The organism is Actinomycetospora chibensis, assembly GCF_028737215.1.
Lineage (GTDB): Bacteria > Actinomycetota > Actinomycetes > Mycobacteriales > Pseudonocardiaceae > Actinomycetospora > Actinomycetospora chibensis.
In genome coordinates this window covers 36764-57938 of the sequence record NZ_JAQZAM010000018.1, presented here as the reverse complement: position 1 = coordinate 57938, position 21175 = coordinate 36764, and the positions used below count along the sequence as shown (strand labels likewise).

23 protein-coding genes are annotated in these 21175 nt (G+C 73.6%); 8 read left to right on the top strand and 15 right to left on the bottom strand.

All coding sequences use genetic code 11. The features are described 5' to 3' along the window. Positions 1-2 precede the first annotated feature (2 nt). On the bottom strand, positions 3-779 hold the full coding sequence (locus PH189_RS24170; RefSeq protein ID WP_274191396.1) for a class I SAM-dependent methyltransferase: 777 nt from the start codon (positions 777-779) through the stop codon (positions 3-5). A 116-nt stretch (positions 780-895) separates the two neighbouring features. Between PH189_RS24170 and PH189_RS24165 the strand changes: the two genes are divergently transcribed. Both PH189_RS24165 and PH189_RS24160 read left to right on the top strand, forming a co-directional pair. After that, entirely contained in the window at positions 896-1840 is a 945-nt protein-coding gene (locus tag PH189_RS24165) for a Dyp-type peroxidase (protein WP_274191395.1), read from the top strand. A 32-nt stretch (positions 1841-1872) separates the two neighbouring features. Further along, on the top strand, positions 1873-3720 hold the full coding sequence (locus PH189_RS24160; protein ID WP_274191394.1) for an FUSC family protein: 1848 nt from the start codon (positions 1873-1875) through the stop codon (positions 3718-3720). On the opposite strand, the gene PH189_RS24155 is transcribed toward PH189_RS24160, so the two are convergent. The 14 genes from PH189_RS24155 to PH189_RS24090 all read right to left on the bottom strand — a co-directional run bounded on the left by PH189_RS24155 (position 3696) and on the right by PH189_RS24090 (position 13658). After that, positions 3696-4337 (bottom strand): class II aldolase/adducin family protein, encoded by a 642-nt coding sequence (locus PH189_RS24155; protein WP_274191393.1) that lies wholly within the window; start codon positions 4335-4337, stop codon positions 3696-3698. The genes PH189_RS24160 and PH189_RS24155 overlap by 25 nt on opposite strands. Further along, the gene (mtnA, locus tag PH189_RS24150; RefSeq protein ID WP_274191392.1) at positions 4334-5371 is read right to left on the bottom strand and encodes an S-methyl-5-thioribose-1-phosphate isomerase; all 1038 of its coding nucleotides are present in this window, start codon (positions 5369-5371) and stop codon (positions 4334-4336) included. Before mtnA ends, PH189_RS24155 begins: the two co-directional genes overlap by 4 nt. 61 nt (positions 5372-5432) lie before the next feature. Further along, positions 5433-5900: a BLUF domain-containing protein gene (locus tag PH189_RS24145; RefSeq protein WP_274191391.1), complete on the bottom strand. Its 468-nt coding sequence runs from the start codon at positions 5898-5900 to the stop codon at positions 5433-5435. A gap of 98 nt (positions 5901-5998) precedes the next feature. Continuing rightward, a complete protein-coding gene (locus PH189_RS24140; RefSeq protein ID WP_274191390.1) occupies positions 5999-6367 on the bottom strand; it encodes a hypothetical protein in 369 nt (122 codons plus the stop codon). Positions 6368-6462: 95 nt separating this feature from the next. Next, entirely contained in the window at positions 6463-7785 is a 1323-nt protein-coding gene (locus tag PH189_RS24135; RefSeq protein WP_274191389.1) for an FMN-binding glutamate synthase family protein, read from the bottom strand. A gap of 46 nt (positions 7786-7831) precedes the next feature. Then, a complete protein-coding gene (locus PH189_RS24130; protein WP_274191388.1) occupies positions 7832-8539 on the bottom strand; it encodes a glutamate synthase in 708 nt (235 codons plus the stop codon). Continuing rightward, on the bottom strand, positions 8527-9372 hold the full coding sequence (locus tag PH189_RS24125; RefSeq protein ID WP_274191387.1) for a class II glutamine amidotransferase domain-containing protein: 846 nt from the start codon (positions 9370-9372) through the stop codon (positions 8527-8529). Before PH189_RS24125 ends, PH189_RS24130 begins: the two co-directional genes overlap by 13 nt. A gap of 76 nt (positions 9373-9448) precedes the next feature. After that, positions 9449-9712, bottom strand: coding sequence for a hypothetical protein (locus PH189_RS24120; RefSeq protein WP_274191386.1), 264 nt, complete (start codon positions 9710-9712; stop codon positions 9449-9451). Continuing rightward, complete coding sequence (locus PH189_RS24115) at positions 9709-10389, bottom strand: hypothetical protein (protein ID WP_274191385.1); 681 nt, start codon at positions 10387-10389, stop codon at positions 9709-9711. Before PH189_RS24115 ends, PH189_RS24120 begins: the two co-directional genes overlap by 4 nt. 13 nt (positions 10390-10402) lie before the next feature. After that, on the bottom strand, positions 10403-11854 hold the full coding sequence (locus PH189_RS24110; protein ID WP_274191384.1) for an APC family permease: 1452 nt from the start codon (positions 11852-11854) through the stop codon (positions 10403-10405). Next, complete coding sequence (locus tag PH189_RS24105) at positions 11851-12033, bottom strand: hypothetical protein (RefSeq protein ID WP_274191383.1); 183 nt, start codon at positions 12031-12033, stop codon at positions 11851-11853. Before PH189_RS24105 ends, PH189_RS24110 begins: the two co-directional genes overlap by 4 nt. Beyond that, positions 12030-12473: a hypothetical protein gene (locus PH189_RS24100; protein ID WP_274191382.1), complete on the bottom strand. Its 444-nt coding sequence runs from the start codon at positions 12471-12473 to the stop codon at positions 12030-12032. The genes PH189_RS24105 and PH189_RS24100 overlap by 4 nt, the downstream gene beginning before the upstream one ends. Then, positions 12470-12769 carry a hypothetical protein gene (locus PH189_RS24095; RefSeq protein ID WP_274191381.1) on the bottom strand — a complete coding sequence of 100 codons (300 nt, stop codon included), beginning with the start codon at positions 12767-12769 and terminating at the stop codon, positions 12470-12472. Before PH189_RS24095 ends, PH189_RS24100 begins: the two co-directional genes overlap by 4 nt. Before the next feature lie 169 nt (positions 12770-12938). Then, on the bottom strand, positions 12939-13658 hold the full coding sequence (locus PH189_RS24090) for a FadR/GntR family transcriptional regulator (protein WP_274191380.1): 720 nt from the start codon (positions 13656-13658) through the stop codon (positions 12939-12941). A gap of 134 nt (positions 13659-13792) precedes the next feature. Here PH189_RS24090 and glnT point away from each other — a divergent pair, with 134 nt between their 5' ends. From glnT to purU, 6 genes are all read left to right on the top strand, one after another. Then, positions 13793-15157, top strand: a complete 1365-nt coding sequence (gene glnT / locus PH189_RS24085) for a type III glutamate--ammonia ligase (protein WP_274191379.1) — start codon at positions 13793-13795, stop codon at positions 15155-15157. Positions 15158-15218: 61 nt separating this feature from the next. Next, a complete protein-coding gene (locus PH189_RS24080; RefSeq protein WP_274191378.1) occupies positions 15219-16511 on the top strand; it encodes a sarcosine oxidase subunit beta family protein in 1293 nt (430 codons plus the stop codon). A 47-nt stretch (positions 16512-16558) separates the two neighbouring features. Continuing rightward, a complete protein-coding gene (locus tag PH189_RS24075; protein ID WP_274191441.1) occupies positions 16559-16831 on the top strand; it encodes a sarcosine oxidase subunit delta in 273 nt (90 codons plus the stop codon). Further along, complete coding sequence (locus PH189_RS24070) at positions 16828-19662, top strand: 2Fe-2S iron-sulfur cluster-binding protein (RefSeq protein ID WP_274191377.1); 2835 nt, start codon at positions 16828-16830, stop codon at positions 19660-19662. The genes PH189_RS24075 and PH189_RS24070 overlap by 4 nt, the downstream gene beginning before the upstream one ends. Next, positions 19655-20314, top strand: coding sequence for a sarcosine oxidase subunit gamma family protein (locus tag PH189_RS24065; RefSeq protein ID WP_274191376.1), 660 nt, complete (start codon positions 19655-19657; stop codon positions 20312-20314). Before PH189_RS24070 ends, PH189_RS24065 begins: the two co-directional genes overlap by 8 nt. Beyond that, positions 20311-21171: a formyltetrahydrofolate deformylase gene (purU, locus tag PH189_RS24060; protein WP_274191375.1), complete on the top strand. Its 861-nt coding sequence runs from the start codon at positions 20311-20313 to the stop codon at positions 21169-21171. Before PH189_RS24065 ends, purU begins: the two co-directional genes overlap by 4 nt. Positions 21172-21175 lie beyond the last annotated feature (4 nt).

Below are 21175 nucleotides of genomic sequence, written 5' to 3'. Positions count from 1 at the left end.
GGTCAGGCCGGCGGCCGGCCCGGGACCCAGCCCTTGACGAAGGCGAAATGGTCCTCGAACCGCAGCACCGGGGTGTCCCGGTAGGACCGCCGGAACTGCGCGATGCCCTCCTCGAGCTCCTCGTCCGAGAACTCGCCGAGCACCGACATGTACCGCGCCTCGAGCATGCGGACGTAGCGCTCGCGCTCGATGGCCACGTGGAACGTCCGCTGGCTCACCGACGCCCGGAGCCCGGCGGCGGACACGATCTCCTGGATGTCCGCGGGGTCCGGCTGCAGCTCCTCGAAGCGCTCGTGCGCCGCCCGGAACAGCGGGTGGTGGATGGCCGTCGGCAGCATGACGACGAGGATCCGGCCGTGGCGTGACAGGAGCCGGACGAGACCCTCGAGCGTCCCGCGCCGATCCGTCATGTGGTGGATCGACTCCTTGATGATCATCGCGTCCAGCGGGGCCGACTCCGGGAGCGCGACGCGTCCGGACGCCAGGTCCTCGGCGCTGGCGTGCAGCGGTTGCAACGCCGGCGACCGCGGGAGCTGGTCGAGCATCGCCGACACCGGATCCACGCACAGCACGGGCCGGGTCGGCCGGACGTCGTCGGCGATGTGGCGCGTGTAGAGGCCGGTGCCGCAGCCGATGTCGGCGATCGCGTCGGAGCGCGTCAGGCGCAGCGCGTCGCTCATGGCGTGGGCGAGCTGCCGGACGTAGTCGGGGTCGTAGGTCCAGTGGTCGTTGTACGTCGCGGCCACACGCTCGTAGTGCTCGGCGATCTGTTCGGTCACGGCGGACTCCCCTCGCACGATCCTGGACGGCGGTGTCGCCGCGACAGCGTGACAGGTCCGCGGGCGGATGGCCGAACACTGTTTCCTGCGCCGACCGCGCCTCTAGGGTGCGACGCATGGTCCACGGTGAGCCCCAGCCGGTCCTGTCACCGATCACCGAGGCGTCGATCTTCCTGACGCTGACGCTCGACCCCGGCGGTGACGCGGCGGCGGTGCGCGACCTGCTGACCGACGTCGCCGGCCTCAAGCGCTCGGTCGGGTTCCGGCTCCCGGAGGGCGAGCTCACCTGTGTCGTCGGGATCGGGTCGGAGGCCTGGGATCGGCTGTTCGGTGGCCCGCGGCCGGCGTCCCTGCACCCGTTCCGCGCCCTGCACGGGGCGCACGAGGCGCCGTCGACGCCCGGGGACCTCCTGTTCCATCTCCGCGCCCATCGCCTGGACATGTGCTTCGAGCTCGCGCAGCTGCTGGTCACGCGCCTGCGCACGCACGCCACGGTCGTCGACGAGGTCCACGGCTTCCGGTTCTTCGACGAGCGCGACCTGCTCGGCTTCGTCGACGGCACCGAGAACCCCGACGGCGCCGCGGCCCGCGAGGCGGTGCTCGTCGGCGACGAGGACCCCGGGTTCGCGGGCGGCAGCTACGTGATCACCCAGAAGTACCTGCACGACATGGACGGCTGGAACGCGCTCGGCGTCGAGGAGCAGGAGCGCGCGATCGGGCGCACCAAGCTCCAGGACATCGAGATCCCCGACGACCAGAAGGCACCGGACTCGCACGTCGCTCTGAACGTCATCGAGGACGAGAACGGGCAGGAGCGGCAGATCCTGCGCGTCAACATGCCCTTCGGCCACGTCGGCGTCGGGGAGTACGGCACCTACTTCATCGGCTACGCCCGCGACCCCGGGGTCACCGAGCAGATGCTGGAGAACATGTTCGTCGGCACCGCCGAGGGCCACCACGACCGCATCCTCGACTTCTCCACCGCGGTCACCGGCGCCCTCTACTACGTGCCGACGGCCGACTTCCTCGACGACCCGCCCGACGGCCCCTCGGGCCCGTGATCGACGCGGCTCGTGCTCCGCAGGCGGATGCGGTGACCCGTCCCTCCTGGCGGGGGTGGGCGCGGGACCTGGTCGGACTGCGGCGCACGCGGTTCGACCTCGTCGACGCGGTCCGCGCCGCCTCCTGCGCCGGCGGCACCGTCCTGATCGGCTGGTGGGCCGGCGACGTCTCCGCCGGCCTCATCGCGAGCATCGGCGCCTTCACCGCGCTCTACGGCGGCCGCCGGCCCTACCGCTTCCGGGCCCGGCAGCTGGCCGCCGTCGCGCTCGCCTTCGCCGCGGTGGTGACGCTCGGCGCGTGGTCGGAGTTCTCGGTATGGGCCTCGGTGCCGGTGGTCGCGGTGATCGCCGTGGCAGCGACGGCGCTGTGCCAGGTCGTCGACACCGGCCCGCCCGGTGCCTACCTGTTCGTCCTCGCCTGCGCCACCGCGTCGGGCATCCCGGGGGCGACCACGGAGCCGTGGCGCCTGGGCATGCTCGTCCTGGCCGGCGGCGCCCTCTCGTGGTGTGCCCACATGATCGGGATCGTCGCCGGGCCCCGCCGCCCGGAGAAGGCGGCGGTGGCGGCCGGGGTCGCTGCGGTGGCGCGCCTGCTCGCCGCCGACGGCCAGGACTACCCGGCGGCGCGCGATCGGGCGGCGCGGGCGATGCATTCCTGCTGGGTCGTCCTGGTCGGACAGCAGGCCCCGGTCGCCCGCCCCGACGGCACGCTGGTGCGGCTGCGCGCGATCGCGCTCGAGGCGCACGGTGCGCTGGCCGACGCGGTCCGCGCCCGCGACGCGGGCCGGGCCGTCGACCCCGCCGCGGCGGGCCGGGTCCGCGCGCTGGCCACCGAGGTCGACCACCCGCCGGCCGTGCCGCGTCACCTCGACCCCGCCGACGTGCCGCTGGGCGGACCGGGCGTCGCGGCCGCGGCACGTGCCCTGCTCGCCGCCGGGTCGCCGTGGCGCGTGGTGCTGCTGCGGGTCGGTGTGGCCGCCCTGGTCGTCGGCACCGGCGCCGCGCTCGTCGGGCTCGACCGCGCCTACTGGGCCGTCGCCTGCGCCGTCCTCGTCCTGTGCCAGGGCCTCGGGCCGGCCGGCACGCTGGAGCGCGCCGCGCTCCGCCTGCTCGGGACCTGGATCGGGCTCCTGCTCGCGGCCGCGATCCTCGCGGCGCAGCCGGCCGGCGTGGGGCTGGCGCTGACGATCGCGGTGCTGCAGTTCGGGATCCAGCTCCTGATGCCGCTCAACTACGGCCTCGGCGTCGTCCTCGTGACCCCGATCGCCCTGACCATCGGCAGCGGCGGCCACCCCGCCGACCTCGGCGGGCTCCTGCTCGCCCGCGGCGTCGACACCGCCGTCGGCTGCGCGGTCGGTGTCCTGGTGTTCCTGCTGATCGCGCCCCAGGCCGCCGTGCCGGACCCGGCGGCGCGGGTGCGCGAGGCGCTGCGCGACGTGGGGCGGGTGCTCCCCCACCTCGTCGACGGGAGCACCGGCAGCCCCGCGGCACGCGCGGCCCGGCGGGACCTCAACCAGCGGGTGCTCGCCCTCGCGGACGCCCACCGCGGCGACGCGCTCCCGATCGTCCGCACCCCGGACGCCACCGCCTGGTGGCCTGCCCTCGACGCCGCCCAGCGGCTCGCGCACCGGACGCTGGCGGCGTGCTGGGCGATGGACGCGGCCCGCGGCGACGGGCGGGCGCCGGGCCCGGAGGTCCCGGCCGCCCGCGCCGAGGAGATCGGGGACGAGCTGGCGGACCTCGCCGTGGCGACGTCCGGCCGGCGGGCCGCGGTCCCGGAGGACGGGGGCTTCCTCGGCCCCGAGCTGAGCGCACTGGAGCGGTCGCTGCCCCCGCGTTCCGGCGCCGACGGGCCTCAGGCGCGTGGTTGCGGGCCGTAGTCCGCGAACGCGGCCGTGGCGGCCGCGATCTGCGCCGCGTCGAGCAGGCGCGGCTCGCCGAGCTTCCGGGCCTCGACGTAGAGCCGGCAGAGCCACTCGAGGTACTCGGTCCGCGTGTAGGCCTGGGCGAGGTCGGCGCCGTAGGTGGTTGCGCCGTGGTTCGCGAGGATCACCGCGGACCTCCCGGCCAGGCCCTCGACCCCGAGCCGGGCGAGCTCCTCGGTGCCGTACGGCGCGTAGGGCACGACGCGGACCGGGCCGCCCAGGTGCGCGATGATGTAGTGGATCGCGGGGAGCTCGTCGACCAGCGTCGAGAGGACCGTCGCGAACACCGGGTGGGTGTGCACCACCGCCGTGGCGGCGGTCTCCCGGTACACCGCGGTGTGCATCGGCAGCTCCGACGACGGCCGCAGCGGCGCGTCGACGGGCCGGCCCTCGAGGTCCACGACACTGACCGTGTCGGGGGTCAGCTGGTCGTAGGGCAGGCCGCTCGGGGTGATCGCGAGGAGGTCGCCGGCGCGCACCGAGAGGTTGCCCGAGGTGCCGACGGTGAGGCCGTCGGCGTCCATCCGCCGGGCGTGGGCGACGACGGCCTCGCGCTCGTCGCGGAGCTTCACCGAGCGGCCTCCGCGGTCACCGGCGCGGGTGCCTCGACCGTCCAGGCGCCGTCCCGGAACGTCGCGGCCTCCGTGACCACCGCAGCGAGCAGCGCGCCGGGCGTGACGTCGAAGGCGGGGTTGTAGACCGGGGTGTCCGGCGGCGCCGTCGGCACGCCCGCGACGGTGCGGACCTCGTCGGCCGCGCGTTCCTCGATGACGATGTCGGCGCCCGAGCGCGTCGCGTGGTCGACGGTCGACTCGGGCGCCACCACGACCACGGGAACGCCGTGACGCGCCGCGGCACAGGCGAGCGCGTAGGTGCCGATCTTGTTGGCGGCGTCGCCGTTGGCCGCGATGCGGTCGGCGCCGACGATCACGGCGTCGACGAGCCCCCGCGCGATCGCCGAGGGGCCCGCCGAGTCGACGCACAGCCGGTGCGCGACCCCCATCTCCCGCAGCTCCCACACCGTGAGCCGCGCCCCCTGGAGCAGCGGGCGGGTCTCGCAGGCCAGCACCTCGGCGATCCGACCCCGCCCGGCGAGCTCGCGGACCGCACCGAGCCCGGTGCCCCAGGCGACGGCGGCGAGCGCCCCGGAGTTGCAGTGGGTGAGCACCCGCAGCGGGCGGTCGGGGCACACGGCGGTGATCAGGTCCGCGGCGCGCCGGCCCATCCGCCGGTTGATCGCCTCGTCCTCGTCGAGCAGCGCGCACGCCTCGGCGAGCACGGCGTCGGGGCCATCACCCAGTCGTGCCAGGGCCCGCTCCACACCGCGGCGCAGGTTCACCGCGGTCGGACGGACCGCCGCCACCCGCTCCGCCTCGTCGCGCACCCGGGCGGGGTCGCCCGCGTGCCGGCGGGCGGCGAGCGCGACCCCCAGCGCTCCGGCCGCGCCCAGCGCGGGCGCGCCGCGGATCGTCAGGTCGGCGATCGCCGCGACCAGCTCGTCCACGGTCGCGAGCCGACGGAGGCGGTACTCGGCCGGCAGCGCGCGCTGGTCGACGGCGGTGACGGCACCCTCGCCCGAGCCGTCCCAGTCCACCGTGCGGTCCATGCCACCACTCTCGTCGTGACCCGGGCACGGACGCCAGCGACCCGACGGGGCCGACCGGGCGTCAGGCCGGCTGGGCGCCGCTGCGGGCGGCCTCCCGCATGCCGTCCAGGACCGCCTCCTGGTCCGGCGTCGTCGGGCGGGGGGCGGCCGGGGAGATGCCGCCCTTGTCCCGGTTCATCAGCAGGGGGATGTCGGGCTCGTCCTCGTCGCCCACCCGGGCCATCGACCACCGGCCGAACACCCGCGGGGCGGCGGGGTCCTCGCTGATGATCGCGACGCGCTCGTGGCGGGCGTCGCGGTGGATGCGGTCGTAGAGATCGCGGACCACGGCCTCGTCGCCCTCGAGGGTCTGGACGAAGAACTCGTCCCACACGAGCAGCGCGCCGGTCACGCCGAGGCGCTTGTTGTTCGACCGGGCGACGCTGAAGATCTCCCCCAGCTCGGACTTGCGGACGTCGGGCGCGATCCGCATGTGGCTGCGGTAGACCAGCCGGAAGACGGTCTCGGACGCAGCGGTGGTGTCCACCATGGCTTCGGGCTCCTGGTCACGTTCGGGGCGGGACGGGCCCAGTGGGCCACGACGGCGACGCTAGCCGATCGTGACCCGGAGCACACCGGTTCGAGTGGTCACCGACCGTCGAGCACCGCGATCGGCGCGGTGGGCTGGTGGGTGGCGTAGCGCCGGGGCCGACCGTCGCGCGGGGGTGGCGTCGAGGTCGGCACACCCCGCGTGTCGGCGGAGGCGAGGACCTCGGCCCCGAACGCCCACCCGGTCCGGCGGGCGTTGCGCGCGGCCTCGGCGAGGTCCTCGAGCGGCCGGCCGCTCACGCCCTCGACCGCCGGTCCCGGCCCGGGCCCCGGGACACCCCGCTCGGGCCTCGACTCGGGCACCACCGGCGACGTCGAGGTCTCGGTGCGGGGGGAGCCGTGGGGCTCCCGGACCACGGACGGTACGTCGTGGCGCCGGGTCGCCCGGCCCTTCCGGTGGTGCCCCATCGCCGACGCTCCTCGGGCTGAGCCGTGCCGTGACGCCGTGCCGTCACCACCGAGAACGAGCGACCCGCCGAAAGGCGACGGATCGGACGAGGGCTCTACAGGCCGCGTCCCGGGATCCACGACGTGCCCGCCAGCGGCACCCGGGCCATCGCGGCCGCCTCGATGGTCAGCGCGACCAGGTCCTCGGGCTCCAGGTGACGCACGTGCCCCTTCCCGCAGGCGCGGGCGAGCGTCTGGGCCTCCATGGTCAGCACCCGCAGGTAGTTCGCCACGCGGCGCCCGCCCTCGACGGGGTCGAGGCGCGCCGAGAGCTCGGGGTCCTGGGTGGTGATCCCGGCCGGGTCACGCCCGTCCTGGAAGTCGTCGTAGTACCCGGCTCCCGACCCGAGTGCCTCGTACTCCGCCGCGTACTGCGGGTCGTTGTCGCCGAGCGCGATGAGGGCGGCGGTGCCGATCGCGACGGCGTCGGCGCCCAGGGCCATCGCCTTCGCCACGTCGGCGCCGGTGCGGATGCCCCCCGAGACGATGAGCTGCACCTTCCGGTGCACGCCGAGCTCCTGCAGCGCCTGCGCGGCCTGCGGGATCGCAGCGAGGATCGGGATGCCGACGTGCTCGATGAACACCTCCTGCGTGGCGGCGGTGCCGCCCTGCATCCCGTCCACCACGACGACGTCGGCGCCCGCGGCCACGGCGAGCTTCACGTCGTAGTACGTGCGTGTCGCCCCGACCTTGACGTAGATCGGCTTCTCCCAGTCGGTGATCTCCCGCAGCTCACCGATCTTGATGGCGAGGTCGTCGGGACCCGTCCAGTCGGGGTGCCGACACGCCGAGCGCTGGTCGATACCGGGCGGCAGCGTCCGCATCTCGGCGACGCGGTCGGAGATCTTCTGGCCGAGCAGCATCCCGCCGCCGCCGGGCTTGGCACCCTGACCGAGCACGACCTCGATCGCGTCCGCGGCCCGCAGGTGGTCCGGGTTCATGCCGTACCGGCTCGGGAGCAGCTGGTAGACGAGCGTCTTCGACTCGCCACGCTCCTCGTCGGTCATGCCGCCGTCGCCGGTCGTCGTCGACGTGCCGACCTCGCTGGCACCGCGCCCGAGGGCCTCCTTGGCCTGGGCGGAGAGCGCGCCGAAGCTCATGCCGGCGATCGTCACGGGGATGTCGAGGTGCAGGGGCCGCGTGGCGTGGCGGTCGCCGAGCACGACGTCGGTGTCGCAGCGCTCGCGGTAGCCCTCGAGCGGGTAGCGCGACATCGACGCCCCGAGCACCAGCAGGTCGTCGAAGTGCGGCACGGCGCGCTTGGCGCCCCAGCCGCGGATGTCGTAGACGCCCGTGCGGGCGGCGTGCTGGATCGCGGCGATCGTGGCGCGGTCGAACGTGGCCGACTCGCGCAGCCCCCGCTCCGCGGGATCCTTCATCGGGTCGAGCCCCGCGTCGCGTCAGCCGCCGTCAGTAGCCCCGCCATCAGTAGCTCCCGTGGTCGCCGGTGAAGTGGTAGAGCCCGCGGGCCGAGCCGAAGCGCCGGAACCCCTCGGGCCGATGGTCCAGCCCGGCGGCGTCGAGGAGCTCGGTGAGCTCGGCGACGTGCTCGTCGCGCAGCGGCTTCTCGACGCAGTCGGCGCCGAGGGTTCCGACGGTGCCGCGGACGTAGAGCCGCGCCTCGTAGATCGAGTCCCCGAGGCCGTCGCCGGCGTCGCCGCAGACGACGAGCCGCCCCGCCTGGGCCATGAACGCGCTCATCGGGCCGACGGAACCGCCGACGACGATGTCGATGCCCTTCATCGAGATCCCGCACCGCATGGACGCCGAGCCCTCGATCACGAGCAGGCCGCCGCGTCCGGTGGCCCCGGCGGACTGCGACGCGTCGCCGCGCACCCGCACCGAGCCCGACATCATGTTCTCCGCGACTCCGTTGCCCGCCGAGCCGTCGACGACCACCCGGCCGAGCTGGTTCATCCCCGCGCAGAAGTAGCCCGCGTGCCCGCGTATCGCGACGTCGATCTCGTCGTGGATGCCGGCCCCGAGGGAGTGCGCGCCCTGCGGGTGGAGCACCTCGTAGGAGGTCGCGGACGGGGCGTGGAGCTCGGCGTTGAGGGCGCGGACCGTCGTCTCGTGCAGGTCGAACACGACGGGCGACCGGGCGTCCGCCTCGGCCCGGCTCAGCGCTGCCATGCGTAGACCTTGCCGGGATCGGGCTCGAAGACGCGGGCCTCGTCGATCCCGGGGAGGTCCGCGAGGGCGCGGAACTCCGACGCCATGGCCACCCAGCGGGGATGCTCGGCGATCACGGCCGGCTTGCACGCGATCTCGTCGCGCACCACGGCGAAGCCGTCGGCGGTGGTGACCAGCAGCGTGTAGAAGCCGTCGAAGGTCTCGCCGAGGCGCAGCAGCGCCTTCTCGAGGTCGTCGCCCTCGGCGAGGCAGGCCGCCACGAAGCGGGCGCCGACCTCGGAGTCGTTCTCCGAGTCGAACGTGACGCCCTGGCGCTCGAGGTCGCGGCGGATCGTGGCGTGGTTGGAGAACGAGCCGTTGTGCACGAGACACTGGTCGGCGCCGACCGAGTAGGGGTGGCAGCCCTCGGGGTTGATGGCCGACTCGGTGGCCATGCGGGTGTGGGCGACGCCCTGCCAGCCGCTGACGTCGCGGAGCCCGTAGGTCCGGGCGAGGTCCTGCGGGTGCCCGGCACCCTTGTAGACGACGAGGTCGTTGCCGCTGCCCACCACGAGCGCCTCGGGCGCGGCGGCGGCGACGGCGGCCGTGAGCGCCTCGACCCCGACCGGCGCGCTGAGCACCGTGGTGTCCCCCGCCACCCGGGCCGTCACGGTCGGCGTGCCCGGCAGGAGGGCACCCGCCGACGCCGCCAGGTCGCCGGGCGCCCGGAGCACGGACACCGCGGAGTGGCCCTCGGGGTTGCGCTCCCCGTCGCCGTAGACGGCGATGCCCACCGAGTCGGGCCCGCGCTCGGAGACCCCGCAGAGCATGTCGTCGAGGAGGCGACCGAGCATCGGCTGCAACTCGGGGTCGCGGAGGTGGAGACCGATGATTCCGCACATGGGACTCGAGCCTTCCTGCGATCGGGGACTACTGCTGAGAAATTACGTTGCTTCGCACGAAACGTCGAGTCGCCCAGGTGTAGGCGTCCAGCAGGCTGATCGCGTACACGAACAGCCCGCCGGCCAGGCGCCCGACCAGCGAGATCTCCGGTGTCGTGAGCTGCCAGGTGATCACGCCCAGGAGGACCGTGTAGAAGGCGAACATGAGTCCCCGCACGGGCATCCGGAGGAGCACGTGGCCCATCCCGGGCAGCACGACGGCGACGGCCAGCACCAGCCAGGAGCGGGTCACGAGCGGACCTCCCCGGCCGACACACGGTCACCGGTCGCGTCCAGCACCGCCACCGCCCGCAGCACCGCGTCGGGATCGACGCGCGGGTGGTCGAACACCGCGCGCCGGACGCTCCGGTAGCTCGCCTGGTCGCCCTCGGCGACCCGCAGGACCACTCGGAGCCCACCCCGGCCCACGCTCAGCTCCTTCGTCGCGGGGTCCCCGCAGAGCTCCGTCGCGGGCGCGAGCAGGCCCGCCAGGACCTCGGCCGACGGCGCCCGGTACGCCGACGCGCACGCGACACGCACCGGCCGGGGCAGCCCGGGCGGCGGCGCCAGCTCGTGGGCGAACCCCGCGTCCGGCGAGAAGAACTCGGTGCCCAGCGGGCGCAGCAGGACGTTCACCGTGCCCTCGACCTCCAGGGCGCGGTGCACGACGAGCTCCACCCAGAGGACGGGCAGCTTGCGCAGGGTCACGGCGTCGACGATCGCCCGCAGGGTCACGGGGTGTCCGGCGAGGCGGCCGGTGAGCACCGGGTAGCCGCCGCCGTCGCAGGTCAGACGCGCGTCCTGCACCAGCGGCACCACGCGCTCGAAGAGCCGCGCGCGGTCCGCGGCGTCGGCGCGCTGCGATCGTCGGTGCAGGATCGAGAGGACCACGACCGCCACGACGATCACCACCAGGGCCCCGGTCACCACGCCGTCATCCCCATCAGTACCCCTCGGGACGCGGCAGGTCGGCGGTGAACTGCGCCCCCCGTCGCACGAACTTGTACCGCCGGAGCACGAACCAGATCGACGCCAGCAGGTAGAAGGCCAGGATCGAGAGCAGCGCGGCGCCGTAGCCCAGGAACGTCGCGAAGAAGACGACGGCCGAGAGCGCGAGCAGGGCGATCGCCGGCGCCGGGTGCAGGGGCAGCGTGTACGCCCGGGTGATCTTGCCGAGCGGCCACAGCCGCCGGAACCGGATGAAGCTCGGCCCCATGAAGCTGTACATGAGCAGCCCCGAGAGGATCGAGAAGGTGATCACCGTCGACAACAGCGTCGGCTCGGAGAGCAGCACCGGCAGCAGCGCGAAGGCGATCGCCACCGGGACGAGGAACACGATCGCCCTGAACGGCGTGTGGTACTTCGGGTGCACCGCGCCGAACCACTCCGGCAGGTAGCGGTCGCGGCCCATCGAGAACCACGCCCGCGAGGCGTCGTTGATGCACCCGTTGGCCGAGGCGAGCGTGGCGCACAGCGTCCCCAGCAGGAGCAGCACGACCAGGACGTCCTGACCCGAGACGAGCGCGGCGTCGAACAGCGGCGTGATCGCCGTGCCCAGGTAGTGCCACGGCAGCGTCCCGGCGCAGACGAACCACGTCAGGGACGCCGCGATGATCAGCGTCATGATCCCCGCGAGGCTGCCGAGCGGCACCGAGCGCGGCGCCGACCGGCACTCCTCCGCGGCCTGCGCGGTGCCCTCGATGCCGAGGTAGAACCACATGCCGAACTGGAAGGCCGCGATCACGCCGATCCACCCGTAGGGCAGGGCGTTCGTGGCGTCCCCCGCGAGGCCGGCGAGGTCGAGCTCGCCCGACGGCGACCAGGCCCGCAGCCCGATGAACAGCACGAGGATCGTCGCGAACGCGAACCCGGTGATGACGAGGTTGAGCGTCAGCGAGGCGAACACCCCGCGGTAGTTCAGGAACGCGAGGGCGAGGATCGCGAGTACCGCGAAGGGGTAGGGCGAGAGCTCCTGCTCGCTGCCCATGAGCCCGGACAGGGTGCTCAGCAGGTCGGACAGGACGTTGGCGTTGGCCGCCTCGAGCATGGTGTACGCGAGCGTCAGATAGAGGCCGACGTTGAACGCCATCAACGGCCCGACGGTGTGCTTGGCCTGCGCGTACTGCCCGCCCGCGGCGGGGATCGCCGAGGTGACCTCGGAGTTGATCATCACGATGCACGTGTAGAGCAGCCCGACGACCCAACAGGCGACCAGGGCGCCGTACATGCCGCCCTTCTCCACGGCGAAGTTCCAGCCCATGAACTCGCCGACCAGCACGATCCCGACCCCGAGGGCCCAGATGTGCATCGGGGCGAGCACCTTGCGCAGGGCGGGCCGCTCCTCGGCGGCGGCGGCCGACGGCGCGGCGACGGAGGCGTCCTCGGTGGCGCTCATGCCGACCTCACTCCCGACCCCTCCACGGTGCCCGGAGGCTCCTCGAGCGGGTCCGGCGCGTTCACCAGGGTCGCCTCGTCGTGGTGACGGGCGACCTTGAGGACGTCGAGGACCAGCCAGCCCGCGATGAGCGCGCTGAGCACCCACGCGATCGTCTCCACCACGGCCACGGTGCTCATGACTGCCTCCCGGAGTCGTCGCCGACGTCGCCGGCCCCGAACTTCTCCTCCACGACCTCGCGGTACTCGCGGAACGACACGCGGTAGACGAAGCCGAGGTAGAGGGCGAGGAGCACCGCCGTCCCGAGCAGGGCGAGCACGTCGATGTCGTACTTGTCGGCGCCGGCCTGGTTCGCCTCGACGCCCGCCGAGATCGTCTCCAGGTCGGCCACACCGGTGTCGATCATCTTCTGGTACTGCTCGCGCTCGCCCGGCGTGAGGGGGAGCTCGGCCAGCGGACGCGCCGCGCCGCCGCCGGAGTCCTGCGACTCCACCAGGTAGGTCGTCCCGAACAGGGTCACGAAGATCAACGCGAGGACGACGAACGCGTCCAGGAGCTGACCCCGGACCGACTGCTTCGGAGGCTCGTAGGCCGCCCGCCGTCCGGCGTCCGCGGTCACGACGCGCTCCCGTGCCTCGCCGCCCGCTGGGCGTCGAGGTTCTCGATGTCGGGCCGGTAGACCTGGTCCTTCGCCGCCCGGTAGCGCCGGATCAGGGCCGCGGCCGAGGCGGTGTTCAGGCCGCCGAGCGCCACCATCGCGACGCCGAGGACCACCAGCAGCGTGGTCCCCGGCACCGTGGGCGCCGCGGCGAGGAAGACGAACACCAGCACCACCCACATGGCGACGGTGCTGCCGATGGCGAGGAGCCGGTCGCGGCGCACCAGCCCCGCGATGCGGTCGTCGAGAGAACTCATGACCGTGCCTCCGATCGCACTCCGTGGCCGCCGTGGGCACGGGTCGATGACGGGGTCGTTGCGGGGCCGGCGCGAGCGGCCCCGCATTGGTCTCATCTGCAGACCAAGAACGCGCTGACAATAAGAGAGCCACGCCACACCGTGTCAACCCCGTGTGAGGTCACTGCCGTCAGTCGGTGGGCCACTCCGCGTCGTCGGCGGCGCCGAACACGATGAACCGCAGCTGGCGGCGGGCGCGCTCGAGGTGCGCCCGCATGGCCTCGGCGGCCTCGCCCTCGTGACCCGCCGCGACGGCCTCGTAGATCGCCTGGTGGTCGCGGAGCGTCTCCTCGACCGGCTCGCGGAACGGCAGGAGGTCGCGGGGACTGAAGAGCTCGCCGCGGGCGGCCTCGACGGCTTCCTCGAGCCGCTCGTTGCCCGCGGCGCGGGCCAGCGCGACGTGGAAGCGGGAGTCGGCCTGCCGAAAGGCGGTGCGCCCGATGACCCCGCTCAGCGCCGCGATCGCCTCGCGGATCGGCACGAGGCCGGCCTCGGTGTGACGGCGGGCGGCGAGCGTGGCGGTCTCGGTCTCGAGCGCGATGCGGAAGTCGAGGATGTCGTCCATCTCGCCGACCTGCTCGCGCATCCGGGACCGCCAGGCCTCGGCCGGTCGCCGCAGCTCGGTGACGTACGTGCCGCCGGTGGAGCCCCGCCGGACCTCGACGTAGCCGTCCTCGCGCAACTGCCGGATCGCTTCCCGCAGGCTGATCCGAGCGACGCCCAGCTGCTCGGCGAGGTCCCGCTCCGCGGGCAGGCGCTCCCCCGGACTCACGTCACCGCGGTGGATGCGCATCCGGAGGTGGTCGGCCACGGCCTGCGCCAGCGTCGTGGAGGTGACCTGCCGGGCCATGGCCGGGAGGCTACTCCGCCCTGTCACGGTGCGTGTCCGAGCAGACAGGTTGTGCGCGAGCGGCTGTGACGGGGTTGACACCTTTCGTCGCGGACGTGAATGGTTCTAAGTCCACACCTTCCCGGGGAGGCGGCATGGACTCTGCTGACGACAGGGCACGCAGCGACCTGCGGGAACGCGCCGAGGCGGACGGCATCGAGTTCTTCCTGGCGATGTTCGTGGACCTGCACGGGAAGCCGTGCGCGAAGGCCATCCCGTCCTCGTCGTTCGACCTGCTCATGGACGGTGGGGCCGGGTTCGCCGGCTACGCCGCGGGCGACCTCGGGCAGTCGCCGGCCGACCCGGACGTGCTCGTCGTCCCGGACCCTGCGTCCTACACGCCCCTGCCCTGGAAGCCGGGCGTCGCGGTGCTGCACTGCGATCCGCACGTCGAGGGCAAGCCGTGGCCCTACGCCCCGCGCGTGATCCTGCGCCGCCAGCTCGCGGAGCTCGCGGACAAGCGCGGTTGGGTGCTCAAGACCGGCACCGAGCTGGAGTACAGCCTGCTGCGTCGCCGTGAGGACGGGACGCTCGAGGTCGCCGACCCGCTCGACACCGCTGCGAAGCCCTGTTACGAGGTCAAGGGCCTCACGCGGATGTGGGACCACCTGTCCACCGTGTCGCGGAACCTCAACACCCTCGGCTGGGGCAACTACGCGAACGACCACGAGGACGGCACCGGTCAGTTCGAGAACAACTGGCAGTACTCGGATGCGCTGACCACGGCCGACCGCACCATCTTCTTCCGGTACATGATCCACATGCTGGCGCACGACGCCGGCATGGTCGCGACGTTCATGCCGAAGCCGTTCACCTCCGTCACCGGCAACGGGCTGCACATCCACCAGAGCCTGTGGGGCCAGGACGGCACGCCGCTGTTCGACGACGACGCCGACGCGCTGGGCCTCTCGCCGCTGGCCCGCCACTATCTGGGCGGGCTGATCGAGCACGGCCGGGCCGTCGCCGGGATCATCTGCCCGACGGTCAACTCCTACAAGCGCATCGGCGTCGGCGCCCCGACCTCCGGCTCCACCTGGGCCCCGGCGTACGTGGCCTACGGCGGCAACAACCGCTCGGTCATGCTGCGCGTCCCCGAGGGCGGGCGCATCGAGCACCGGGGCGTCGACGGCTCCGCCAACCCGTACCTCGCCGCCACCGCCCTGCTGGCGGCCGGCCTCGACGGCATCGACCGCGAGCTCGACCCGGGCGCCTGCACCGACGACAACCTCTTCGCCCTGCACTCCGACGAGGTGCGCGCCCGCGGCATCAAGCACCTCCCGAAGACCCTGGACCGCGCGGTCGAGGAGCTCGTCGCCGACGACGTCCTGCGGGCCGCGCTGGGCAAGACCCCGGGCGGCGACTTCATCGACTACTTCGCCGCGGTCAAGCAGCAGGAGTTCGACGAGTACCACGCCTCCGTGTCGGACTGGGAGGTCCGGCGCTACCTCACCCAGGCGTGAGACCGGTCCGCGACCTCCCGGCCCGCGACTTCCCGGCCCGAGACTTCTGGAAGGACCCCGGGTGACCAGCACGAACGGCAACGGCAACGGCCACCGCAACGGCCGCGTGCGGGGCTACTCGGCGTGGAGCCTCCTGCGCCACGGGCTCTCGCGCTCCGAGTGGCCGCGGGCCTGGCACGACCGGGAGCTGCGCCCCAGCTACGACGCCGTGATCATCGGCGGCGGGGTGCACGGCCTGGCCACGGCGTACTACCTCGCGAAGAACCACGGCATGACGAACGTCGCGGTGCTGGACAGGTCCTACATCGGCGGCGGCGGGTCGGGCCGCAACACCTCGATCCTGCGCTCGAACTACCTCACGCCCGAGGGCGTGCGCTTCTACGACCGCTCGGTGAAGCTCTACGAGCACCTGGCCGCGGACCTGAACTTCAACGTCATGTTCTCCCAGCGCGGGCACCTCACGCTGGCGCACAACGACGCGTCGATGCGCACGATGGCCTGGCGCACCGAGGTCAACAAGCTCCAGGGCGTCGAGTCCGAGGTGATCGGCCCGGACGAGGTCAAGGAGCTGGTGCCGTACCTCGACACCTCGGCCGAGACCCGCTATCCGATCCTCGGGGCGCTGTACCACCCGCCGGGCGGCGTGGTCCGCCACGACGCGGTGGTGTGGGGCTACGCCCGCGCCGCCGACGCGCACGGCGTGCACATCCACCAGAAGACCGAGGTCACCGGGATCGACGTCGAGCGCGGGCGCGTCACCGGCGTGCAGACCACCCGCGGGCGGATCGCGACGCCGGTGGTCCTCAACGCCACCGCGGGCTGGTCCAGCCTCATCTCGGACATGGCCGGGGTGGCCATGCCGGTGCAGACGTTCCCGCTGCAGGCCGCGGTCACCGAACCCGTCCGCCCGTTCCTCGACACCGTCGTCGTCTCGGGGACGCTGCACGTCTACGTCAGCCAGTCCGACCGCGGCGAGCTGGTGTTCGGCGCCAGCGTCGACCCCTTCGCGTCGTACTCGATGCGCGGCTCGCTGGAGTTCACCGAGGGCATCGCCGGGCACGTCCTGGAGCTCATGCCGGCGCTGGCGAAGATGCGCCTGCTGCGGCAGTGGGCCGGGCTCTGCGACATGACGCCGGACTACTCGCCGATCATGGGCCCGACGCCGGTGGAGGGCTTCTACGTCGACGTGGGGTGGGGCACCTACGGCTTCAAGGCCGGCCCGGTCTCCGGGGAGGCCATGGCGGCGTGCCTCGCCGAGGAGAAGCCGCCGGAGATCATCTCGGCCTTCGGGCTGGACCGCTTCCTCTCCGGGCGGCTCGTCGGGGAGAAGGGGGCGGCCGCGGTGGGCCACTAGTCGCAGGCGCCCCTCGTCCTCCGCCCGTCATGAGGTGATCTGTCGTGATGCTGCTCCCGTGCCCCTGGTGCGGCCCCCGCAACGCCGGCGAGTTCAAGTACGCCGGTGAAGGCGGCGCGCGCCCCGACCCGGCGACGACGACGCCGGAGGAGTGGCGGCGCTACCTGTACTTCCACGCCAACACCCGGGGCTGGGTCACCGAGAGCTGGTACCACGGCGCCGGCTGCCGCCGCTGGCTCGTCGTCGAGCGGCACACGCTCACGCACGAGGTCCGCGGGGTCCGGGACGCCGTACAGGTCGCCCGGGAGGGAACCCGATGAGCATCCTGCCGACGACACGACGCCGCGGCGCCGACGACGCCACCGACCGGCGTCTCCCGCCGCGCGAGGGCGAGGTCATCGACCGCCGGCGCACCGTCGGGTTCACCTGGAACGGCACCCGCTACACGGGCCACCCCGGCGACACGATCGTCTCGGCCCTCGCCGCCGCGGGCGAGCGCGTGTTCTCGCGCAGCTACAAGTACCACCGGCCCCGCGGGCTGCTCACCGCGAGCTACCTCGACCCGGGCACCATGGTGCAGGTCGGCGACGAGCCGAACGTGCGCGGCGCGCACCGCCTGCTCACCCCGGGCCTCGAGGTCAGCTCGCAGAACACCTGGCCGTCGCTGCGCTTCGACGTCAAGGCCGTCAACGGGCTCGCCGGGCGGTTCCTGGCCACCGGCTTCTACTACAAGACGTTCATCAGGCCCGAACGGCTGTGGCCCGCGTACGAGAAGGTCCTGCGCACCTTCGTGCACGCCGGTGAGGTGCCGCCCGACACCGACCGCGGCTACTACGACAAGCGCCACGCCCACCCCGACGTGGTGGTCGCCGGCGGCGGCCCCGCGGGGATGGCCGCCGCGGTCGCGGCCGCCCGCGCCGGCGCGTCGGTGATGCTCGTCGAGGAGGAGCACCAGCTCGGCGGGCACCTGCGCTGGGGCGGGCCGGGCGACCGGGCGGCGCTCCACGATCTCCGCGCGCAGGTCGCCGCGCAGCCGGGCATCGAGGTCCTCACCGACTCCGTCGTCGCCGCCCGCTACGACGACAACTGGATCCCGATCGTGCAGCGCAGCCTGTCCGGCGTCGACGAGCGGCTGATCAAGGCCCGGGCGGGGGCGCTGGTCGTGGCCCCGGGGCTGATCGAGCGGCCCTACGTCTTCGCCGGCAACGACCTGCCCGGCGTGGTGCTCTCGACCGCCGTGCGGCGCCTGGTCAACCTCTGGGCGGTGCAGCCCGGTCAGCGCGCCGTGGTGCTCACCGCGAACCCCGAGGGCGACGCCGCGATCGCCGACCTCGAGGACGCGCGCGTGGAGGTCGCCGCCGTCGTCGACGCCCGGCGGGGCGAGACGATCACCGCCGCCCACGGGCGCCAGGGGGTGCGCGCGGTCGAGCTGGGCGACGGCAGCCGGATCGAGGCCGACCTGCTCGTCACCGCCGTCGGGTGGACCGCGCCGACGTCGCTGCTCAACCAGTCGGGCGACAACCCCGTCTACGATCCGCGCACCGCGCGGTTCCGGCCCGATCCGGCGCGCATGCCCGAGAACGTGCTGGCCGCCGGCGGGATCGTCGGCGAGGGCGACGTCGTGCAGGTGGTGGAGCACGCCGACGCGGTGGGCCGGGAGGCGGCGCGGCGGGCGCTGCGGACGGCGGGCACCGCGGTGACCGTCCCCGATCTGGCCGTGGCCGACCACCCCGAGATCTTCTCGAACGGCACCGGCGGCTTCGTCGACCTCTCCGAGGACGTCTCGGCCAAGGACATCGTCACCGCGGCGGCGGAGGGCTACGACTCGGTCGAGCTCGTCAAGCGCTACACCACCGCCACCATGGGACCGGGCCAGGGCAAGCTCGAGACGGTCAACACCGTGGCGATCCTCGCCGAGGCCACCGGCAGCACGATCGCCGCGACGGGCACGACCACCTGGCGCCCGATGTACGCGCCGGTGACCCTCGGCGCACTCGCCGGCCGGCCGCGCGAACCCGTGCGGTACTCCCCGATGCACCCGTGGCACGAGCGCCACGGCGCGGTCCCGCTCGTCGCCGGCCAGTGGATCCGTCCCGACCACTACGGCGACCCCGCCGCCGAGGTGACGGCCGTGCGCACCACGGTCGGGCTCATCGACGTCACCCCGATCGGCAAGCTCGACCTCCGCGGGCCGGACGTGCCGAAGCTGCTCGAGCTGCTCTACGTCAACAAGTGGCAGAAGCTCGGCGTCGGCCGCGTGCGCTACGGCGTGATGTGCGCCGAGGACGGCGTGGTGCTCGACGACGGCGTCACAGGACGCCTCGGCGAGCAGCACTACCTCATGTCGACGACGTCGTCGGGCGCCGCCGCGGTGTGGGAGTGGGCGGAGCGCTGGCTGCAGACGGCGCGTCCGCAGTGGCAGGTGCACGTCACCCCGGTGACCACGGCCTACGCCAGCGTCAACGTCGCCGGGCCCCGCTCGCGCGAGCTGCTCCGCCGGCTCACCGATCTGGATCTGGGGGCCGAGTCCTTCGGCTACATGAGCGTCCGCACCGGCACGGTGGCCGGCGTCGCCGACTGCGTGCTCTGGCGGATCGGGTTCACCGGCGAGCTGTCCTTCGAGGTCCACGTGCCGGCCGCGTACGGCCTGCACGTGTGGGAGCAGCTCATGGCCGCCGGCGAGGACCTCGGCGTGCGCCCCTTCGGCGTGGAGGCGCAGCGCATCCTGCGCCTCGAGAAGGGGCACGCGATCGTCGGGCAGGACACCGACGGCCTGACCCAGGGCTTCAGCGCCGGTGTCGACGAGCTGATCAAGCTCGACAAGCCGGACTTCGTCGGCAAGCCCGAACTGGTGTGGCAGCACGGCCGCGACACCCACCCGCGCCTGGTCGGGCTGCGCACGCTCGACGGGACGATCGTGCCCCCGGAGGCCAGCCAGATCCTCGACCGCGCCGGCGGCATCGCCGGGCGCGTGACGTCCAGCCGGATGTCGCCGACGCTCGGGCGCTCGATCGGGCTGGCCCAGCTCGACCGCGAGCTCGCGGCCGTCGGCACCCGCGTCACCGTTCGCCTGCCCGACGGGCGCGACGTCGTCGCCGAGGTGACCGGGCGCGTCCACGTCGATCCCGAAGGAGAGCGTCAGCGTGTCTGAGACCACCGCAGCCGCCGTGGCCCGCAGCCCGATCGCCGCCTCCCCCGCCACCGTCCTCGACGGGTGGGAGGTCAGCGCGCGGGCCGCGACCGGCGCGTCCACGCTCTCGGACGAGACCCCGCTCGCGAAGGTGCTCGTCCGCGCCCCCTTCGACGGCGCGAGCCGCAAGGCCCTGGGCGTGCGGTTCGGGCGCACGGAGCACACCGACGTCGGGTCCGGGGAGGTGCTGCTCGTCGGGTCCGCTCCCGGGGAGTGGCTCACGCTCGGCGCGCCGGGCACGGCCCCGGCGCTGCGCACCGCCCTCGAGGAGCGCCTGGCCGGCACCGGCGAGTTCACCTCGGTCCTCGACCTCACCCACGGCCGGGCGCTGATGCGGCTGCAGGGCCCCGCGGCCACCACCGTCCTGGCCGGCGTCTGCGCGATCGACCTCGCCGACACCGTCACTCCCGACGGCACCGCGCTGCGGACGTCGGTCGCAGCGGTGGTCACCGACGTCGTGCGCGACGACGTCTCGGGCGTCCGGTCCTACCTGCTGCACTGCGAGCGCTCGTCGGGGCAGTACCTGTGGGACGCGCTGCTCGACGCCGGCTCCCGCTCCGCCGTCGAGGTCACGGGCTTCCGGGGGCTCGGGTCCGCCGGGTCGGCCCGGTGAGTGACACCGATGTCGGGCGGCTGCTCGTCTCCTGCCGCGACCAGCCCGGGCTGGTGGCGGCGATCAGCTCGTTCCTGCACGCCCACAACGCGACGATCGTGCAGTCCGACCAGGACACCACCGACCCCGAGGGTGGGCACTTCGTCATGCGGCTGGTCTTCCGGCTGCCGGGCCTCGAGGAGGCCCTCGAGGAGCTCACCGCCGAGTTCGGCGAGGAGGTGGCCGACCGGTACGACATCACCTTCCGGCTGCGGATCGCCGCCGAGCGCACGCGGGTCGCGGTGTTCGTCTCGAAGCTCGACCACTGCCTGCTCGACCTGCTGTGGCGGCAGCGCCGCGGCGAGCTGGGGGTCGACATCGTCCAGGTCGTATCGAACCACCCCGACCTCGCCGACGAGGTCGCCCGGTTCGGCGTGCCCTACGCGCACATTCCGATCACCCGGGACACGAAGGACATCGCCGAGAAGCAGCAGATCGAGCTGCTCGCCGGCCGCGTCGACCTCGTCGTCCTCGCGCGGTACATGCAGATCCTGACCGGCGGCTTCCTCGACGCCCTCGGCGTGCCCGCGATCAACATCCACCACTCGTTCCTGCCGGCCTTCGTCGGCGCCGGGCCCTATGCGCAGGCGAAGGAGCGCGGGGTGAAGCTGGTCGGCGCCACGGCCCACTACGTCACCGAGGACCTCGACCAGGGCCCGATCATCGAGCAGGACGTCGCCCGCGTCTCGCACCGCGACACCGTCGCCGACATCACCCGCCGCGGCGCCGACGTCGAGCGCAGCGTGCTGGCCCGCGCCGTCGCCGCGCACTGCGCCGACCGTGTCGTCATCACGGGCCGGACGACGCTGGTCTTCTGACCCG